General features: G+C 59.4%; 14 protein-coding genes and 2 pseudogenes. 10 read left to right on the top strand and 6 right to left on the bottom strand.

Annotation, left to right across the window (positions count from 1 at the left end):
* Positions 1-163 precede the first annotated feature (163 nt).
* The 3 genes from ACZ5IL_RS18585 to ACZ5IL_RS18575 all read right to left on the bottom strand — a co-directional run bounded on the left by ACZ5IL_RS18585 (position 164) and on the right by ACZ5IL_RS18575 (position 2,670).
* Positions 164-1,332 (bottom strand): IS3 family transposase gene (locus ACZ5IL_RS18585; RefSeq protein ID WP_464593814.1). Its coding sequence is split into 2 segments (ribosomal slippage): positions 164-1,068 and positions 1,068-1,332, totalling 1,170 coding nucleotides; the frame shifts between segments, so codons are not numbered across the junction.
* A 252-nt stretch (positions 1,333-1,584) separates the two neighbouring features.
* Complete coding sequence (locus ACZ5IL_RS18580; RefSeq protein ID WP_464596941.1) at positions 1,585-2,064, bottom strand: DUF992 domain-containing protein; 480 nt, start codon at positions 2,062-2,064, stop codon at positions 1,585-1,587.
* 6 nt (positions 2,065-2,070) lie between these two features.
* Positions 2,071-2,670, bottom strand: coding sequence for a hypothetical protein (locus tag ACZ5IL_RS18575; RefSeq protein ID WP_464593812.1), 600 nt, complete (start codon positions 2,668-2,670; stop codon positions 2,071-2,073).
* A 241-nt stretch (positions 2,671-2,911) separates the two neighbouring features.
* Here ACZ5IL_RS18575 and ACZ5IL_RS18570 point away from each other — a divergent pair, with 241 nt between their 5' ends.
* On the top strand, positions 2,912-3,067 hold the full coding sequence (locus ACZ5IL_RS18570) for a hypothetical protein (RefSeq protein ID WP_464593810.1): 156 nt from the start codon (positions 2,912-2,914) through the stop codon (positions 3,065-3,067).
* Positions 3,068-3,254: 187 nt separating this feature from the next.
* Here the strand turns inward: ACZ5IL_RS18570 and ACZ5IL_RS18565 are convergent, their stop codons facing one another.
* The 3 genes from ACZ5IL_RS18565 to ACZ5IL_RS18555 all read right to left on the bottom strand — a co-directional run bounded on the left by ACZ5IL_RS18565 (position 3,255) and on the right by ACZ5IL_RS18555 (position 6,456).
* Positions 3,255-4,286, bottom strand: a complete 1,032-nt coding sequence (locus ACZ5IL_RS18565) for an AI-2E family transporter (protein WP_464593808.1) — start codon at positions 4,284-4,286, stop codon at positions 3,255-3,257.
* A 102-nt stretch (positions 4,287-4,388) separates the two neighbouring features.
* Positions 4,389-5,609 (bottom strand): M14 family metallopeptidase, encoded by a 1,221-nt coding sequence (locus tag ACZ5IL_RS18560; RefSeq protein WP_464593807.1) that lies wholly within the window; start codon positions 5,607-5,609, stop codon positions 4,389-4,391.
* Positions 5,610-5,931: 322 nt separating this feature from the next.
* A complete protein-coding gene (locus ACZ5IL_RS18555; RefSeq protein WP_464593805.1) occupies positions 5,932-6,456 on the bottom strand; it encodes a DUF1269 domain-containing protein in 525 nt (174 codons plus the stop codon).
* A gap of 421 nt (positions 6,457-6,877) precedes the next feature.
* Between ACZ5IL_RS18555 and ACZ5IL_RS18550 the strand changes: the two genes are divergently transcribed.
* The 9 genes and pseudogenes from ACZ5IL_RS18550 to ACZ5IL_RS18510 all read left to right on the top strand — a co-directional run bounded on the left by ACZ5IL_RS18550 (position 6,878) and on the right by ACZ5IL_RS18510 (position 19,143).
* Positions 6,878-7,486 (top strand): EAL domain-containing protein, encoded by a 609-nt coding sequence (locus tag ACZ5IL_RS18550; RefSeq protein WP_464593803.1) that lies wholly within the window; start codon positions 6,878-6,880, stop codon positions 7,484-7,486.
* A gap of 19 nt (positions 7,487-7,505) precedes the next feature.
* Positions 7,506-8,605 (top strand): annotated as a pseudogene (locus ACZ5IL_RS18545) (IS5 family transposase).
* 290 nt (positions 8,606-8,895) lie between these two features.
* Positions 8,896-9,506: pseudogene (locus ACZ5IL_RS18540) on the top strand (IS5 family transposase).
* Positions 9,507-10,392: 886 nt separating this feature from the next.
* Positions 10,393-10,755, top strand: coding sequence for a winged helix-turn-helix domain-containing protein (locus ACZ5IL_RS18535; RefSeq protein ID WP_464593801.1), 363 nt, complete (start codon positions 10,393-10,395; stop codon positions 10,753-10,755).
* A gap of 126 nt (positions 10,756-10,881) precedes the next feature.
* Positions 10,882-12,993: a multicopper oxidase family protein gene (locus tag ACZ5IL_RS18530; protein WP_464593799.1), complete on the top strand. Its 2,112-nt coding sequence runs from the start codon at positions 10,882-10,884 to the stop codon at positions 12,991-12,993.
* A complete protein-coding gene (locus ACZ5IL_RS18525) occupies positions 12,980-14,980 on the top strand; it encodes a tyrosinase family protein (protein ID WP_464593797.1) in 2,001 nt (666 codons plus the stop codon). Before ACZ5IL_RS18530 ends, ACZ5IL_RS18525 begins: the two co-directional genes overlap by 14 nt.
* A 40-nt stretch (positions 14,981-15,020) precedes the next feature.
* Positions 15,021-17,666, top strand: a complete 2,646-nt coding sequence (locus ACZ5IL_RS18520; protein ID WP_464593795.1) for a LodA/GoxA family CTQ-dependent oxidase — start codon at positions 15,021-15,023, stop codon at positions 17,664-17,666.
* 3 nt (positions 17,667-17,669) lie between these two features.
* A complete protein-coding gene (locus ACZ5IL_RS18515; RefSeq protein ID WP_464593793.1) occupies positions 17,670-18,086 on the top strand; it encodes a hypothetical protein in 417 nt (138 codons plus the stop codon).
* The gene (locus ACZ5IL_RS18510) at positions 18,067-19,143 is read left to right on the top strand and encodes an NAD(P)/FAD-dependent oxidoreductase (RefSeq protein WP_464593791.1); all 1,077 of its coding nucleotides are present in this window, start codon (positions 18,067-18,069) and stop codon (positions 19,141-19,143) included. Before ACZ5IL_RS18515 ends, ACZ5IL_RS18510 begins: the two co-directional genes overlap by 20 nt.
* Positions 19,144-19,420 lie beyond the last annotated feature (277 nt).

Genomic DNA, 19,420 nt, shown 5'->3' with positions numbered 1-19,420 from the left:
CCGAATGGGAATCCTTGTCGTCGACTAGGTCGTTAACCTGATGTTCCCCGCAATGAGGCGGGTGCATGTATGATGCTCGGAACAGGGGCAGATGGCATATAGCCAATATGAGATCTTTCTTGCACGGACTGGCCTGCCCCTATGAGGTGGTCCGGTTTCAGTCTTAATGCATAATCGGCTTTTCGGCCATTGCTTGCGCTGCTGGCGGAAGCGATCCGGCTGGCTTTGAAGGCCAGGCGATGGCCTCTGGCGCCGGCGGTTTATATCCGAGCGATGAGTGTGGTCGCTCGGTGTTGTAGTAGCGCCGCCATGCCTCGATGATGACCTTGGCCTCGGCGAGGCTGTAGAAGATCTCACCGTTGAGCAGTTCGTCGCGAAGCTTCGAGTTGAAGCTCTCGCAGTAGCCGTTCTCCCAAGGGCTTCCGGGCTCGATGAACGCGGTCTTGGCGCCGACAGCTGCAATCCACTCTCGCACTGCCTTGGCGATGAACTCCGGCCCGTTATCAGAACGAACGTGGCCGGGCACGCCGCGTAGGATGAACAGGTCCGACAAGACGTCGATGACGTCGGTCGAGTTGAGCTTGCGATCAATCCGGATCGCCAGACATTCTCTGGTGAACTCGTCGATGATGTTGAGCATGCGGAACTTCCTGCCATTGTGGGTCCGGCCCTCGACGAAGTCATAGGACCAAACATGGTTTGGATGCTCGGGCCGAAGCCGGACGCACGATCCGTCATTCAGCCAGAGTCTGCCTCTCTTCGGTTGTTTCTGAGGAACCTTCAGCCCCTCCCGCCGCCAGATACGCTCGACACGCTTGGCATTCACCGTCCAACCCTCGGACCGCAGCATCGCCGTGATCCTGCGATAGCCATAGCGGCCGTAGCGTAAGGCCAGACTGATGATGTCGGTCGTCAATGCCTCTTCATCCGGTCGGCTTTGCGGCTTCTTGCGCTGGGTCGAGCGATGCTGGCCCAGAACCTTGCAGGCAAAGCGCTCCGAGACGGAGAACTTCACCATGACATGGTCGACGCAGCGGCGACGGCGGGAAGGGCTCAGAAGTTTCCCGAGGCAGCCTCTTTCAGGATCAGCTTCTCGAGCGTCAGGTCCGACACTGCCTTGCGCAGCCGGTCGTTCTCTTTCTCAAGCTCTTTCAAGCGCTTTACCTGATCGCCCTTCAGGCCACCAAACTCCTTGCGCCACCGGTAATACGTGAACTGCGTCACGCCGATCGAACGAACCGCTTCGCCAACCGATCTGCCTTGTGAAAGCAAAACATCGACCTGGCGCAGCTTCGCGACGATCTCTTCCGCCTTGTGCTTCTTCTGGGGCATTCCAATGTCCTCTCTAACGGCTAATAGCCTAATTCAGGGAGGACCACTTTTCAGGGGGCAGACCACCATGATGCGGGGCGCACTCACTACTTTTGCAGCTCCCATGAAGCCCCTCGTAATTATGTAACCTCTGCGATCGCTGCAAAGGGAGTTGCGAACACGGCTGCGATGAGATCGATCCGCCACCAGACCTATATGATGCCCTGGGGCGATCATTCGCACGGTGGAACATTCGTTGGATTGTGCACCGATCTAACGTGCCCGACTTGAACTGAGCGTCAGATTGGTAACACTTGCCGCGAAATTCAGCCCGACCGATCTTTCGGTCGATAGCGGTTGGAGGATGATCGTGCGGCGGGATCCACCGATCAGTGCGTTGGCCCCAAAGCCCGGCCCAAATGCGATATTACCGCTGACACCCACATAATTGCCGCGCAGTGTGCCGGGACCGATGCGTGAGTTCCTAGCAAGAACGGCCCACGAAAGGACAGCTCCGCTGGTCACTCCGAGGTCAAGACCGACGCGCCGGATCCTCCCTTCGTAAACGTACTGCCGCCCCGAGTTTCCCGCCCGGAATACGCAACGCAAGTCCTGCGCCGAGCCGAAAACTTGTCCAACGCGCGGTGTACTGGCGCACAAAAGCCTGCCGACCCTAAATCTCTCCGCATGGGCGGGAAGAGCAACGACGCAAATCAAAGCAGACACGCAAATGGTCGCGAGACGCTGACTCATCATCATCTAAATCTCATCGGGGCTTTTGTGTCGGCTGGATGCGGCGCTCGTTTGACCGCTATTGCGAAACCAGAACGTGATGCCGAGGCCGATCAGAAAGACAGCCGCCAGCAGAAATAGGAGAATAGATTGTTTCAGCCAGGATATCATTGGAACCGCTGCGCCCATCGCAAGACCGAGAAAAGCGGTCTGCAGCGACAGAAGGCTCACGCCCGCGAGGAATGTCCCCAACGCAAGCAGCGTAAGGAGAACAAGACTGATTGCTGGTGTCGCCAGAAATTGACTAACGCCCGACAGCAATATGATGTTCATCGCAACTAAGACAGCGATCCAGTGTAGCGCTTGGGTCCAGACGAGTTGCCATCGTGCCTCTTTGCTGTGCACCTGTGACCACTTGCTGATCACGCCGGTGACGCCGATCGCGAGCGCCAGAAACTCCCAATAACCGACGAGGGGTTGGCGCGACGCGTTCGTATACGCGACCCCGGCGATAGACAACACCAGCGCAACGATAAAAGGAAACTGCTCCCTAACGAAGCGGGTCACCGGTGACCGCGCCACCGAAGGGTTCGTTCGATCGTCTCGTGTAGCTTCAATTTCATCCATCGGTGCCTCATTGACGATTCGCGCGGCTTGCTGGGGATTATCGCCGATGGGAACATTCTGCCTGTTTTCATGTCGTTCATCAATCGGTCAGCCTGCCGAGCGGCGACACATCTGAAATCGGAGCCGACTTTAACGGCGAATACGACGGCTGCCAAAGTGTGGGTGTTTGCCGCCGCGATGCCGCCAATAGCGGTGCTTGCTCGAATGGTGTGTATGACGGGCCACGTTCTCGGAAGTATGCATGGCGGATTTCTTTGTTGGGGATACGCCATGGCCGTTCGACTGCGCCAAAGACGGGCTCACAGGAACTGCGGCGATCAATCCGCTAAAAATCAAGCCACCCCAGACAGTTCGAATTCTCATGATCGCCTCCACCTCGAGTGACCCAGAACCCTAGATGCGGACACCCGTCTTGCCCATCAGGGATTTTCCCTAGGAAGCGTGGAATAAAATCAGCAGAAGTCCTGGTCAGACGCCTCTCAGCGTCCGCAGCGGAGCGCGATGGAGCCATTACCAACCGAGAGAAGGAAGCGTTCAGCCGCTGCCCCACGCGATGTTAGCTGTCGTTTGCCGGCGTGACCGCCTCAACCCGATGAAAGCAATTTCGCCAGCCAGTTCAGTGAGGCATGTTGTTCGCAAATCGTCAGGAGCGCGATTGTTACGGGAATGCCTATGAACGCACCTGGTATTCCCCAGAGAAATGCCCAGAAAAAGAATGCAACCAGCATCACGAACGGCGATATCGCGAGAGTTCTGCCGGCGATGATCGGCTCTAGATAGCTTCCGATCAGAAATTGGATCAGGTACAGGCTACAGAATACAAATAGCGCCATCTGCCAGGATTCGAACTGCACGCTGGCGAAAAGCACCGGGAGAACAATCGCAACCAGCGTGCCGACATATGGAATATAGTTCAATACGAACGAGATGATCCCCCAGGCGGTTGCCAGGTCGAGGCTGATCGAGAACGTGAAAGCGAAGACCGCCAAGCCCGTTACTATGCTGGCCGTGGTTCGTATCATCATGTATTTGCGAATTTTCCCGGCGATCTCTGCAGTCGTTCGACAAATATCCTGCCCGATCTTGGGTGCCAGCGAGTCCAGTCGCGTTCTGAAATCGTCCAGTTCCGTCAGACCAAACGTCAGCAGGAGAAATACAGCAATGCTGAACCCGGAAAAGTAATTCGCTCCAGATGCAATCGTCCGAAGGATGCCGACGAACGCACTGGCATCGTACTGACCGACCCCTTCCGTGATGAAAATTCCGTAATCGGCCAACCACAAGGTCCATCGCTCGTAAAGGGCTTGAATGCTCGCGATGTTGGCGATTGTCCAGTGGACCACGTCATCAATGCTCCAGACGATAGCCATCGTGAACACGAGCATGATGACAAGCGTCAGAAGAATAGTGAGAGACAACGCGGCAAACTTCGAAAGCCTTGCCTCAAGTGCCCTTTGAATCGGCCAAACGAGCGCCATACCGAAGAGTGCGAAGGCTATGGGCTCAAACAATGGTCGCGCAAGGTAAAGCGCAGCGGTTATCAGAAAGACCGCAAGGAGAAGCTGGACGCTGTGACCGGTTTCAAATCGACTCGGATTTGGCACGGTGTCGTTCATCGACTGCCCCTCATTTAGTGGAGGCGAAATCGTCATTAGCGAGAGTCATCCGCCGTCGCCGTGGTAACCTCGGCACCCTTGTTTCCATATCTTGACGATCCATTATTCTGGATAAGAGTGTTCAGTATCGGCATGCACACCATGCCGAGCAGGATTATCCGGCTCGCGGACCATAATGAACGCCAATATGTTCCCTGGCTCCGACATCGAGTCGGTGCGATAGGCCGCCATTATCCCGTTCTGCGCAGCAACGTATTCTGCAACGGTCTCGCCGAACATGTTTCGTTGCACGGCAATCTTCTGGCCGGCTTTAACCTCCTCGTCGAGCTTCGCCAGATATTCGACGAGACCGCCGTGGATTGCTATGATCGGAGCTGCCCCATTACCGATCTTCATGCCGGCATCCGCCGCGGTTCGCCCAATCGCGCCACCGATCACACCGTAATGTTTCAGAACGTTCGTGGTGCCTTCGACAAACAGGGCGATCATGTCGCCATTGAGAATCCGCGCGGCACCAACTTCAGGTGTGAAGCACGGGATGCCGGCGTCGACGAACGCATTATGCAGAACACCGGGATAGGCCGCATCGTCCCACATTTGCCCGACGGGATAGAGGTCCGTCATGGTCTTCACGTCGGGGATGCTGCGATCGCCGATAATGAACGCAGCGATTTCCAGACCCGTAGCTCCGGTATGGAAGTCGATCGCAAGGTCGGAATTCGGTTTCAGAAGCCGGTTGAACAGAAGGCCGGCGTGACGACTCGTGGCGCTCGCCCCGTTCTCGTTTCCCGGCCACTCGCGATTCATGTCGATGAGGCCGATGCCGCGCCCAGAATTGGGCCACCGGCGTTGCATGCTCTCCAAGGCCGGTCGCGCGATGTCCAGCACTGCCATGACCGTTCCGGACATCTGTTTCGGATCGAGCTGCTCCATCACGGCTTGCACCGTGCGGATCGAGCTCATTTCATCGCCATGAACACCGCTAGTCAACGTGAAACGCTTGCCGGGTCGAGCGCCCTTGGCGACGACGACCGACACGTACCAGTACTGGCCGCCCGGCGCCTGCACACCTTGAAAATAGAGCTGGTGTTTTTTTCCGGGCTCGAGATCCGCAACATCAAGCCGGCTGACAACCTTTCTTTCCTGAACCGTTTCACCTGTATAGATGGTCCCGCCCCTCGCCTCCTCTTTTCCAGAGGTCTGCTGCGCGGTCGCGGTGGCGGCTTCCCCGATGACGATGGCCGCCGCCCCAGCAGCAGCGATGGAGCCGGTCATGAAGTCGCGCCGATCAAGAATATCTCTATCTTTAGCTGAATCCGACATGGGCACTCCCCCACGGGTGGGAACTTTGATCACGCGCAGTTTCACAACAATATTTCAACGGTCAGGAAGTGCGACGCTGCGATCGGCGTCGTCCGTTTGGGGCCCTCCGGATTAGGCCAGCAGTTCAACATACACGGCCGCAGACTGATTCCGAAGCACGACGCTCAACATGAGAGCAGAAACACCTAATAACTCAGGACTGTCAGCTCGTTATGCGCAAGCGTCTGACCACTTGCGCATAAGAGGCACGCCTCGCACCAGCCGTCCAACGACGACGATCTTTCTCTCGAATAATGACAACGTCGCTCCAGCTTTCCCATCGTTAGCCGAACCCGGCTGAGGGTGTTGGCGGCGCAGAAGCCGCGGCCTTTGCGAGGATGTCGCGTAACTTCTGCTCCTTGTTATCGTCGAGCGACGTTTGCAGGACCGTTCCGCCGGAGTCCTTGATTTCTCGCAGCACCTTGTCCGCTGTCATATTCTTGATGAGCAAAAACAGAGCTGCGCTCCCGGCATCGATCTTTCCCGAAAGCTGCTTCATGAAGGAGTCGTTGATGCCGAAGTCCGATAGCGCTCCTCCGAGCGCCCCCGATGCTGCTCCGACAGCCACGCCGATCAACGGATTCAAGAAGACAAGACCGACCAAAAGTCCCCAGAAACTGCCCGAAGCGGCCCCTACTGCGGTCGTATTAACAAGCTGGTTGAGCTTAACATTGCCATCGGCCCCCTTCACTGCGATCACGGCATCGTTGATCGTGATCAGGTATTCCTTTTGAAGAGATAATAGGCGCTGCCGAACCTCTTCTGCCTTTGCTTCGGACGGATAGACAATCACGACCAGATCGGACATCGATATCTCCCGCGTTTCATGAATGAGAACGGCTGGTGAATATGGACTTTTATTCAGATGTCATGCTTGTTACCATCAGGTAGGTCCGCTGAGAGGGCGCGGGCAAGACAGCGCGAAACAGTCATCACGCACTCAATCCTGCACTTCACCGTTACCATCAAGTCGTTTCCGAAATTACAGCATGGCATCCGGACTTGCCGGCCCACTGAGGCTAATAGCGGCGTCCCACAAACGTCTATCGGAAGAAACCCCGAAACGAGACATGAGGGATATCCGTCGTCAGCAGATTTGGCACAGAAGGCGTATCGCTCTAGCGGAGTGTCGGCCTCTGGTTGATGTTATGCGGCGATTTTGCGGTCCTGCAAGCGCCGAAGTTGGATTGTCTGTCGTTTGATCGTTTCTCGCCGTTGAGAGTTTTCCTGTGGATCGCCTTGCCATTAACGTGGCGAATGCGGATTTTCGATCCGACCGGTTTGTAGATCGATTTTTCGAACTTTCGGCCCAGACCGGCATCTCACCCGACCGGTTTTGCGTCGAGGTCGTTGAACAGGTATTTCTGGGGACCAATTTCCAGAGCTTTCAAGACCGCCTATTACGTCTGCACGATGCCGGCGTCGAACTCGCGCTCGATGACTTCGGAACAGGCTTTGCGTCCCTTACCCATCTCCGGCGCATACCGATCGACCGTGTCAAAATAGACCGAGGGTTCATTTCCAGCCTACCAGCGAGTGGAGAAGACTTGGTCCTTGTCAAAGGTATTATTGATATCGCCCATGCTCTCGGTAAATCCGTAACGGCTGAGGGAATCGAGACTGAAGAGCAGGCGACGCTTCTTCAGCAACTCGGCGCCGACGGCCTTCAGGGTTGGTATTTTTCCAAAGCCTGTACGATGGAGCGCTTGCGTTACGTGCTGCTCCAGCTGTTGCGCAGGTCGAGATATAGCGATAATGCGCTTCAAATAGTTGTGCCTAGCAGGCTGTTGAAAAAGGCCAGTCGCGGCCGAGCTGTGAGCATGATTCATTGGCTTTGAAGCGATTTGGATCTGATGGGTGCGCGGTGGTGACAATCTGACTGGCGAGTTGTTCAGCTACGTTGATCTGGAGGCGCGGGTTCGGCGCGATCACCCGCTTCGCGCCATCCGGGTAATTGTGAATGAAGCGCTTGTCGCTTTGGAGCGGGAGTTCGCGGCGCTGTATTCGCCACTCGGGCGGCCGTCGATCCCACCCGAGAAGTTGCTCAGGGCGATGCTGTTGCAGGCGTTCTACTCGATCCGCTCGGAGCGGTTGCCTATGGAGCGGCTGGAATACGACCTTCTGTTCCGCTGGTTCGTGGGCATCGGCGTCGACGATCCAGCCTGGGACCATTCGGTGTTCTCGAAGAACCGCGACCGGCTGCTTGAGGGCGACATCGCGGCCAAGTTCCTGAGTGCGGTGCTGGCCCAGCCCAAGGTGGAGAAGCTGCTGTCGAGCGATCACTTCTCGGTCGACGGCACGCTGATCGAGGCCTGGGCTTCGACGAAGAGCGTCAAACCGAAGGACGGCTCTGGCGAGCCGCCGGCCGGCGGCGTCGGGCGCAATGCCGAAGCCGACTTCCACGGCGAGAAGCGGACTAACGACACGCATGCTTCGACCACCGATCCGGACGCAAGGCTCTACAAGAAGGGCAAGGGCAAGGAGGCGAAGCTATGCTTCATGGGTCATGGGCTGATGGAGAACCGCCATGGCCTGTTGGTCGACGCCTGCCTGACGCTGGCCGGCGGACATGCCGAGCGGGTGGCGGCGTTGCACATGATCGAACCTCGCGCCGACCGGCCCCTGGCCATCACACTTGGCGCTGATAAGGCCTATGACACGGAGGACTTCGTCAACGAGTTGCGCGCGATGAAGGTGACGCCGCACGTGGCGCAGAACACAAGCAGCCGAAGCTCGGCGATCGACGGGCGCACGACGCGGCACACCGCGGCTATGCCATCAGCCAGCGTCTCCGCAAGCGCATTGAGGAAGCGTTCGGCTGGATCAAGATGGTTGCCCGCCAGGACAAGACCCGCTTCCGTGGCCGCGACCGCGTCGGATGGGCCTTCACCTTCGCAGCCGCCGCTTACAATCTGGTGCGATTGCCGAAGCTCATGGCGGTGCCAGCACATGTCTGATATCGGCGTATTTCGGCCCCATAAACTTCCGCGAAGTGGGTGACAAGGTGCGTCACAGTACCGGGAGCAAGCCTTGGCAAAGCATCGGATTTTTGGTCACTCACTTTAACCTCCATGAGCTGCACCGGATCGGTGACACCCGCTTAAGGAGCGGCGGGGCCCAGCCAATCATAAAACTTCACCTACGTGCATTTTTGTAATCAGCCGCAATAGCTAGGCTCAGGACCCATTAAATCTGTTGCGAGAGGACTGGCGGGTTGATTCAATGGCGATGTTTGGGGGACATCGCCATGGCCGATTTGTTGTTGCTGTCGGAGGCGCAGATGCGCCGGATTGAGCCGTATTTTCCGCTGTCGCACGGGATTGCGAGGGTTGACGATCGACGGGTGATCAGCGGCATCGTCTTCGTCATCAGAAACGGTCTGCGACGCATCTGAAGGCGCATCGCACCGCCGCCAGTCTTTTAAAAAAGGACCTGTTCCCCGATGTATCGGGCGCACGAAGGGCGGCTTGAACTCCAAGCTGCACGCCGTCTGCGACGGTCAGGGACGCCCTGTCATCATGCTGCTCAGCGAAGGCCAGATGAGCGATTATAAGGGGGCGGCCTTGATGATCGATGCGCTGCCGCCCGGGAAGCAGTTGCTTGGCGACAAGGGCTACGACGCCAACTGGTTCCGCCAGCCGCTCGCGGCCCGCGGCATCACGGCCTGCATCCCATCGAAGGCCAGCCGCGCAAAGCCGATCGAACATGACCGCATGCTCTATCGCCAACGACACAAGATCGAAAATGCGTTCGGCAGGCTCAAGGACTGGCGCCGCCATCCACACCCGCTACGATCGATGCTCACATACCTTCATGTCTGCCATCTGCATCGCTGCAGCCGTCATCTTTTGGCTCTGATCAATGAGTCCTGAGCCTAGGTAGCAAGGTTCGGAGGAACTATGTTGGTGAGTTAATGGCTTATACAAACTGATGATAAAATGGACAAATATCATCAATTCTTTGAGTGCCCTCGGCGAAAGAGCGCAACCTTGCTGACAAACCATTGACGACCACCAACCCGGCGACCAATGCCGTGTTCGATGCACCAGTTGCGTATCGTGCCTGGCCGCGGTCATCAGGATTTCCGGAGCCTGTTGATCCACACGTTGCCCGGTGAAATGCCAGCAAGCGCCTGTGGAAGGAGGAGGGCAAAGCCGTCCAGATTGATTAGAACGAATGCGCGAGAACTCCGACGCACAGTTTGCGCCTGTAATGCGGGTGTTTCTTGAACGTCAGCGAACGTATGTGAATGAGGGCGATACCTATAGATTTGGTCTCCCTCTCCACCGCCGGCGCGTTTTGCCCGGGGGCGGTCAATTCTCCGATTCGATTTACCGTTCAGCTAAAAGATCCGCAGATGGCTATCCATAGCGGTCCGGAGAAAATCGGCCATCACGCAGAATCACGCTGAAGAAGGGCGTTCTGCTTTACGACCCGCTCGACAGCTATTTCGATCGCGCCGCCGCGGAAATTCGTCGCACCAAGGAACTGATCGCTTCGGCCCAGGCCGGCACGCTCGAAACCTCCGAGCCGCATGGTAACTTCAACGGAACAAAACCGCGGAAGCGGGCCGACCAGACTGTCGTCTGAATTCAGCAGGACACGATGTTCGGCTTGCCTCGGCAACGTCGGCAGCAACGGCTGTGAGCCGACGTCTCGGCTCATAAAATCGATTGAAGCGGACCGTGATATGCATAAGCACGCGACGTCCCCGCGTTCCCTGTCTCTTCGCATCGATCTTGCGATGGATGTTCGCATCGGCCCCGGCAAAATTGAACTGCTTGAGGCCATCGAAGCCTGCGGCTCGATCTCGGCGGCCAGGCGCGCAATGGATATGTCGTACAAACAAGCCTGGGATCTGGTAGACGAGATCAATCACATATGCGGCCGCAAGGCCGTGGATCGACACATCGGTGGTAACAAAGGCGACGGATCAGTACTGACGCCATTCGGTGTTTCTCTGGTTTCAAGCTATCGGACGATCGAGCGCATCGCGGCACGCGCCGTCCAGCAAGACCTCCTGGAACTGCAATCCGACATCGGGCCTGTACAGAAGCCGCGAACCTCCCATCGTTGTGGCTCAGCTGGTTCAGCCGGTCGGCACTGAACAAGTAGTTGCGGCTATCGCCGACGTTAGTGCGTTTCAATCTGGACAGGGTTCCAGATTTAGCGCACTATACTTTAGGTGGTAATAAATATAAAATTCAACCTAAAGGCAGTTGAGGGAGGTCCCATGTTGCGTGGCGGATCGGCGGCGCACGCCAGATTTTTCGCGGGTGTTTTCGTCAGTGGCCTGGGGCTCGTCGCGGCGTTTCCCGCAGCCGCCCAAATCGTCAATCCTCCTGTGCTGCAGGACGAGCGGGCGCCGATTGCCAAGCCAACTTTCAAGAAGATGGCACCGGCCGCGCCGCTGCCCGGCAGCACGGAGCCCGTGCGCGGCGATCGCCAGCTCAATCTCAAGATCGAATATATCGATAACCAGATCTACAATCCGTCCAAGGGCGGATACGACAAAGTCCATTTGCGCGGCTATACCGGCAAGGGCGTCGATCCCAAGGCGCCTTATGTGTCGCCAACCATCGAGGCCGTTCCCGGCGATACAGTACGCATCAACCTCGACAACACGTTGCCGGCGGGGCCGCAACCTGGCGATCCCGGCTGCATGCCGGGCGCGCAGATGCCCGACATCCCCCACTGCTTCAACGGCACCAATCTTCATAGTCATGGGCTGTGGGTCAGCCCAACCGGCAACAGCGATAACGTCCTGCTGTCAATCAACCCGCAGACGCAGTTCACCTACGAATACAATATCCCGTCGGATCATCCGTCCGGCACCTTCTGGTACCACACCCACCGCCATGGCTCGACTGCGCTACAAGTCTCAAGCGGTATGGCTGGCGCTCTCATCATTCGCGGCGACCGTAAACCGACCTCAACCGCGCATGGCGATCTCGATACACTGATTCCGACTTCGGCGATCCCGGAGCGGGTGCTGGTGATGCAGCAGATTCAGTATGCCTGCCGCGGGCCTGCAGCCAAGCCGGGCGAACTCGGCCCGATCAAGAAGGATGCCGATGGCCGCTATATCTGCGATCCGGGCGATGTCGGCGGCATCGAGGGTTATGATCAGTTCGGTCCGGGGACTTGGCCCGCGTCCGGTCGCTATACCTCGCTCAACGGACTTGTCTTCGATCCCGACAATCCACTGAAGGCGAAGCAGGGCCAGATCGAGCGCTGGCGCATGATCCATGCCGGCGTGCGCGATACCATCAGTCTGCAATTCTTCAAGGTACGTGACGGCAAGCTGAAGCCGGGAACGAAAACATTGTTGAAGGCGGACGCCACTGCCGATTTCATCAAGGATACATGCAGCACCACGCCGATCCCCTATATGCTGGTCGCGGCGGACGGCCTGACGATGAGCGCGGGGCAAATGACCGAGCTCGCGACCTTCCAGCCTGGTTACCGATTTGACGCGCTTGTCGCGTTTCCCGAAGCCGGAAGGTACTGCGTGATCGACTCCTCCGCACCGAAATCGGGTGCGGTCAACGGGCTCGATGTCGGACCGCGATTGCTGGCGGTGGTTGACGTCGCCGCGGGAACGCCGGTCAAGGACATTGAATCCCACATCAACGGCAAGCTGCTGGCTTTGGCCAACGCCAACATGCCGGACGACATCAAGCCGACGGTGATTGCGGATCTCAAAAAAGGAACAAAGTTCACCAGCTTCACGCCGCACCCAGACATCACCGACGAGGAGGTGAAGGGTAGCGGTACACAAGAGCTGACCTTTTTCATCGACACGACGGGACCGGACGTAAAGTTCGAAGTTGGCAACACGCTCAACACGGCCGATGTGAAGCCTTATGATCCAACCCGCATCGACCGCTCATTGCCGCTCGGCAAAGCGCAGGAATGGACGCTGCAGTCGCATTTCGTCAGCCATCCGTTCCATATTCACGTCAATCCGTTCCAGATCGTCTCGATCCTCGATCCCAACGGCAAGGATGTCAGCGCACCGGGTGCGATAGACGATGCTGGCGGCACGCCCCCCGATCCGCAATATCCGGGGCTCAGGGGCGTCTGGAAGGATACGCTGTGGATCAAAAGCCTGATCCCTCCAGCGTCGGCTCCCGGCGGCATTTACACGATCAAGGTCCGCACCCGCTACCAGCGCTACATCGGCGAATACGTACTGCATTGCCACATCCTCGATCATGAGGACCAGGGCATGATGCAGAACGTTTCCGTGGTGCTTCCTGATCAGGTGAACACCGCTGCGCAGAGTGACGCGGTGCAGACGGAAGGGAAGATGCGGATGGGTGGTCACAGTGGCCACAAGTGAAGCGCAGCAGCCAGATTTGCCTGCGCCATTTACATGGAGCGATGTTGAAGCGATTCTCGTGGCGGCGGGTGGTACCAAGGGACCGGGCAGCCTGACAGGGCTGACGCTACCGGGATTCCTGGCGCTCCAGTTGTATGGGATGCCGCTGGTCGCACCGCTCACCACCACCTGCTGCAGTAAAAGCGATGCCAAGGGTCGTGGTGCGCGATCGGCGCTAATCCGCGGGCTGCGCGGACTGCCACCATTTGACGGGAAGCAGTTTCCTCGACTGCCCTGGGGTGGCTCGCCGGTCGCCGATGAGGACATCGACCGGATCGAGACGTGGATCGAGGAAGGTTGTCCCGAGGGGCTGATCGGGTCGGTTGCGCTCGCCGGTGAAGTGAGCGTGGCGACCGAGGCTCGCATCCAGGTAAAGGGACTTGCCGGTCCTGTCTTCGATCCGGCATCCGATCCGGCGGCGTGGCGTTACGCCAAAGGCGAGTTGCGGCAGCGAATGGATGTCGATGTGCTGGACGAGCCGCAGAAAGAGCGGCTGCGCTACTCATTTCGCGAACTCTACAAGCTCAACAAATGGATCGGTGACAAGCGCAGCTACAACAATCTGGCCCTGATCCACCAGAACCACTGTCAGCATGGCTGGGAGCGCTTCCTGCCATGGCATCGCGTGTATCTTTATGAGTTCGAGCAGGCCCTGCAGGACTTTTGCCCGGATGTGACTATGCCGTGGTGGGATTTTCCGGCCCCGCGCTACAAGCCGGAGAACCCGGCCGATGGCGCGATCCTTCCCGATGCATTCAAGGGGTTCCTGACGGATGCCTCGGTTCGTTTCCTGCGCGATCATGGCTTCCCGGCCAAGGTCAACACGCTGGTGGGCCAACTGTGGGCCAATCCGACGCAAGTCTATGATGCGGTCAGCGCAGCTTGCGGTAAGGACTATGTGGAGGGAGAGAACCGCAAAAGGCTGATTGACGCGCTGCTCGAAGCCAATTCGCTCTGGTATCCGCTGCGCTATTCCGGCCAATTCGGTAAAGGCACGATCAACACGGTCATCCACTACCACTATCCGGCACAGGAAGACATCGACGAGATTCTCAGCCTGCGCACATTCCGCGATTTCGGCGGCGGCAGCCTCTATGTCGACAGCTTCGGATTCCTGGACCAGAACCCGCACAACACGATGCATATCTGGACCGGAGGCATGAACCCGGCGTTCACGACCGATGCTCCCGCCGACCGCAACAGCGCGGTGCGCGTTGCCGGCCGCAAGTTCCACCAGCGCGACGATCTCTATTCGGAGCCCCAGTTCGGCGACATGTTCTCGAACCTGACCGCGTCCTACGACCCGATCTTCTGGCCCGTGCACGCGAATATCGACCGGCTCTGGTGGCGCTGGCAGCAGGATCACCCGGATGGCCTGCCGGCCGATCTCGATTCTGCTCTCACGCCGTGGAGCTACGCCGTGCGCGATACGCTCGACATGAATCGCTTCGGCTATGAGTATGTTCGCGGCGGATGCCTCATGCCGGTAGGATTGACCAATCCTGTTGGACGCTTCGTCTCGGCGCCGATTGCCGTACCCGATGCAACGAAGACTTTCCGCTCGGCCGAAGTGCGGCTGCACCGCGTGCCACAACTGCCGCGCTCATGCTTCATCCGCGTGTTTCTCAACACGCCGGATGCCGACGCCAGTACACCGCTCGATGTGTCGGGCTATGCCGGCTACGCCGCAGTCTTCGGCCATGGTGAGTGTTTCGGCGGGCCAGGACATTGCGAAATTCCGCCAGCGGAGAACCGCAAGTTCGATCTTCGCGAGCGCAGCATGAACACGCCGCGCAACCACCGCATCGATGTGACCCGCGCGGCACGGCGGCTGATCGCGGCCGGCGCCACCAGCCTCACGGTGATCCTGGTTGTGATCGGCGCCTCCTATGAGGAAGACCGCGAGTTGCTAAGGCTCGACGGGGTCTCGCTCAACTTTCTCGATTGAATCGATGACGCGGCCGGCGCGGGCGCAGGGGGAAATCAATTTGGCCGACCCAATAGTTTATCGCATCCACCCGGCTATCGGCATCGCCCGGCTCGGCGACAGCCCCGAGGCTTTCTGTATCTCGCCGGAAAAGCCGGCACAGTTGCCGATCGAATGCGACGCCAACGGCAACGCTGCCACAGGCGATGCACCGATCAAGCACTTCAAGGACAACAAGGGTCGCATTAAGCGCCAGGCCGCGCGTTTCCAGATCTTCGTCTATGACGCGGCCAATCCGCAAGGCATCCCGCTCAAGATCGGCGATCACGTCGAGGGTGGCGGCAATCGTGGCAAGCTGGTCGATATCCAGTGGCGCGTTCAGCTCGCCAACAAGAAGGCGGCATGGTTCACGTTCGACGGCCTACGCGGCGAGGCCGGCTACCCCGCAGACACGCCACTGCGCAATGCCGCCATCACCGATCCGGTGGAGCGGCAAAAACTGATCATCGATGCTGGTCCCCAGGCCGTTGACTGTACGGCGCGGCGCAAGGCGAGCTTCGGGCGAGACGCCAATCCGGCCTACGCCGCCACCTTCCCGCCGACCGGGATGGTGCCGCACGACATCGACACGCTCGGCGAAATGATGACGGACGACAACGGACGGCTGCTGGTGCTTGGCGGGCATGGCAACAGCGGCTCGTTCCTGAGCGGGTTCGGCCATCCGCGCATCGAGACCTACGCCAACAGCGATGGCTGGTTCGACGACATCTCGGACGGACCGGTGATGGCGCGGCTGGTGATGATGGAGGAGCGCGTCCAGGCACTACGTTACATCGATGTCGAATATCCGGCCTGGGTGCTGGTCGGCTATCCGCGCTACGCGCCGGAAGTGCTCGACATGATCACGCTTGAAGATGTGGTCGAGGACATGTCGATCCGCGAATTTGCCTATCGCACCGATATGTACGGCACCGCCGGAACGTTCGACGCGCCGCAGAAGATTGATCCTACCGATACGGCGGCCTTGCTTCATTGGAAGGCGGGATCGGTTGAGTGGAACCCAGCCTATCGCCCGTGGTTCTGGCGCGACATCTGGCCGATCCTGTTTCGCGCCGACGAATTCTCCTACTTCACCAACATCCTCCAGCTATCGAACTTTCCGCACAACCAGTCGAGCCGGGGAACTTTCGACCCCTATCGGCTGTGCATCCCGCCACGGATCGCGCCGCGCGCGCTGGCGCAGAAGGAGGCGCGTTCAAAGGACGATCATGTCAGCGGGCGTCTCCTTGAGGTCGCAGTCGAGCCGAGCCTTATGCTGCTCGATGCGACGCAGGCCCCCGGCGCGGCGGATGATGCCGTGGTCGGCGATGTCGCTGCTGCGCTCAGGATGGCGGCAGCGACGTTCACCGCGACGGTCTGCCCACCTGACAATGGTGAAACGCCACGCGCCTACACCGCGCGCTGGCAAAAGGTCTTCGCCGACAACGACGCAGAAGCTGACGCCGCCTACGTGAAGGCACGCAACGCTTTCGATGCGGCGGTCGCCGGCGTGATTGAGCGCATCGCTGCGGTTGCCGCGCCGCCGCCCAAGCGGAAGCTGACGCTCGCCCGATCTTCGTCGCGGCAGGAACCAGCCGAGCCGGACCGAAGTACCGATCCTGATGAACCGATTGAAGCAGCTCTGCGCCGGCTGGCGCTCGAATACCGCTCCGGCCAGTTGCTTGAGCGTGCGCTTGCCGTGGCGGCGAAAGATGCCGTCACCGATCCCGGCCGCTCCGCGCGGCAATATCTGTTCGATCTGCTGCGCAAACCCGGCGAGGAGAATCTGTTCCATCTCGACGCCAACCCCGCGACGCGCACCTATCACCTGCCGCTGATGCCGTTGCTTGCCGGCGATAATCCGATCACCAACAAAACGGTGAGCAAGTTTCTGCGACTGACGGACACGCAGCTTTTCCTGCTGCGACAATGGGCAGCTGGCGTCTTCATCGACGAAGTGGATGCGGGCTTCGCGCCGGCGATCGATCCGTGGCAGCCCTACAAGGATTGGAATGTGCCAGGCGGCCGCGGTCTTGACCAGGGCGTGCTATCGAACGGGCTCGGCGGCGCTTTCTGCCCTGGGGGCGAAGTGACATGGATCATCCGCAACCCGGCGATCTGGCGCGAGCCCTACCGGATCAAGGCTGACCCTGAATGGTACAGTTTCGCTCTGACCGCGGCGCAGGAAAATGCTAATCGGTGGGGGGCGGGCGTTAGCGAAGAGGGCTACATCGCTTATGCATCCGACCCGCTGTCGCAAGGCAGCGATTTCGATATCGGGCTGCAGCCTGGCGATCTCACTAAGCTCAGCGGGCTGCCGTGGCAGGCCGATTTCAACGAATGCTCTACTCAGACCATCGACGTCACCTACGAGGAATGGAACGTTCTTTATCCCGACAGCGTCGGCAACAAGCTGCTGGAGCGCGAGCGGCGCGTTTGGGAGACCTTGTGGTGGCCGGCGCACCGGCCGATGCAGGTCTACTATCCTGTCGGCAGCGATTTCCAGTTGCGCAGCTGGGCGCGCGGCATTCCGCAGACGCTGGCCGGCGACCTGAAGATGGTGAGCGAGTGGTCGAAACTCGGCTTCGTCGTCCGTAACCCTGGGGGAGGCCTCGATCAGCCTTCGCCTGGCGTCAAATACATCTGCGTCGAAGACTCGGGAGAATGACGAATGACCAATCCCTTTGTCGGCAACTGGAGCTATCGCAGCTTCCTCAACGATCCAGATCTCGGCAAGGCAGCCAACGACCTGCTCTTCGGCGAGGGCACGCTGGCGATCGTGGAGCAGTCCGAAACCGAGCTTTCGGGGACGATTGGCGGACCTGGATGGTCGCTCAATCTACGTGGCAGCTTTGGCTTCGGTTCGCCCATGCAGGTGCGCTTCCAGGGCAAGGGCGTGGTCGACGGCGAGCAATGGATCTACGATTATATCGGCTGGCTTGTGCCTGTATGGCCGAATAGCACTGACCGGCTCGAAGTACCTGCGATCGTTGGCTCGGTGGTGCGCACTATACCCCATTCGGGCAGCGGCGGCAGCACCAACCCCGCAGGAGTGGTGGCATCGTTCTATGCCGTCCGAGCAGGTTGATTTCGCTGTCATAGGCGGCGGGCCGGCGGGCGCTGCGGCGGCTCTGACACTGCGCCGCCACGCGCCCCAAAAGCGCGTCGTGCTCCTGGAGGCGGGGTGGCACGAGCGGCCGAAACCAGGCGAGATTTTGCCGGCAGTGGCGCAAGGGCTACTGCGCCAGCTCGACGTCTGGACATCGTTCGTGGCCGAGGCGTTTGTAAGGAGCCGCGCGGTCGTTGCGGCATGGAGTGGCGAAACATCGCACGAGCGGCACAGCATGTTCTCCGCTCAGGGCGCCGGCTGGCAACTCGACCGGGCGCGGTTCGATCGGCTGCTAGTACGGTCGGCGAACGCAGCGGGCGCCGAGGTGCGAATCGGGAGCGCGGTACGCTCGGCGGTTCGCGAAGACCGGGCCTGGCGGCTCGATCTGGCTGATGGAGAGATTCTCGCCAGCGCCGTGATCTGGGCAACTGGCCGCAACTGGAGGCTCGCCAGGTCCTTTGGCGCGAAGCTTCGGGTTCACAGCCACCTTGTGGCCTATACCCGCTTCTTCGACCGCGCGCCGGGCGATTGCCGAATGGTTATCGAGGCTCGCCCTGAGGGCTGGTGGTACAGCGCCGATTTGCCCGATCAATGCCGGGTGGTGTCATGTCTGACCGATCCGGATCTGGGCAGCGAACTGCGCCAGTCAAAACACTGGTACCGCGCCTTGGCGGTAACACGGTTTATCGCGCCGCTTGTGCCGCCTGATGCACACGAAACCGCAAGGTTGGTAAAGTCAGCGGGGACAGCCACACTCGATCAGGCTGCGGGCGAGCGGTGGGTCGCAGCGGGCGATACCCTGTTCACCGCCGATCCGCTGTCGTCGCGCGGGATCGTTCACGCGCTGCGCTCGGGCATCCTCGCCGCCTATGCGGCGTCGGATATGATTGACGGCCGGGATGAACTCGCTCGCAAGCGCTACGCGATGATCGCGGCGCAGGGCTTTGCTGATTACGTGCCAGCCCTTGCGGCTCGCTATGCGGCCGCCGCGCGGTGGGACACAGCTTTCTGGAACCGGCGTCGCCCTCAATCCTGAAGGTTCTTACCATCATCCGGTCCGAGACCCTCGTGCGTCGGTAGAGGGCGGGCTTTCGCTGCTACTGGCGTTGGAAGTCGTGCCCGCAGGGAGGGCGCCCGCGGATTGATGCAGAGCTACGCGCCGACGGTTTTTGCTTTGGCTGCTAACGCCACAAAACACACAGCGCCGCGCGGCAGAATATGCTCGCCGGCAGCGTTGGCTGATACACACTGGGCCCTGAAATCCCCAACGATAAATGAGTCGATCGAACCTGACAAAGGTTCAAGGCCACACA

The organism is Nitrobacter sp. CN101, assembly GCF_055390255.1.
Note: the sequence above shows the minus strand (reverse complement) of the source record. Positions and strands in the feature narration are given on the sequence as shown.